This is a genomic window from Dietzia massiliensis (genome assembly GCF_018390595.1).
Taxonomy (GTDB): domain Bacteria; phylum Actinomycetota; class Actinomycetes; order Mycobacteriales; family Mycobacteriaceae; genus Dietzia; species Dietzia massiliensis.
Genome location: NZ_JAHBAV010000398.1, coordinates 1 through 265, shown reverse-complemented (window position 1 = coordinate 265; position 265 = coordinate 1). Strand labels below are relative to the sequence as shown.

Sequence of the window (265 nt, the reverse complement as noted above, 5' to 3'; positions counted from 1 at the left end):
GGCGTTGGGCGCGGCGGGCGAAGTAGGTCGCCTCGTCCAGGACCCCGGCCCCGTAGACGGGGCTGGGGTTGCGGCGTTGCTGACGCACCCAGGCCTCGGCCTCATCGCGTTGTTGCTCGCGCCGATACTGGGCCAGCGGCCCGTCGGGCCGGGTGAGCATGACGGTGCCGTCGGGGGTCGTCACGATCAGCGTGCCGTCGGGCTCCAACCTGTAGGTCCAGTCGGAGAACGTTTTGAACCGGTGATGGCGCCGGCACTGGGCCAC

1 pseudogene is annotated in these 265 nt (G+C 70.9%); it reads right to left on the bottom strand.

What is annotated here, in order from left to right:
• A pseudogene (locus KHA85_RS17695) lies at nucleotides 1-184 on the bottom strand (HNH endonuclease signature motif containing protein); the annotation flags it as partial.
• Nucleotides 185-265: the final 81 nt, after the last annotated feature.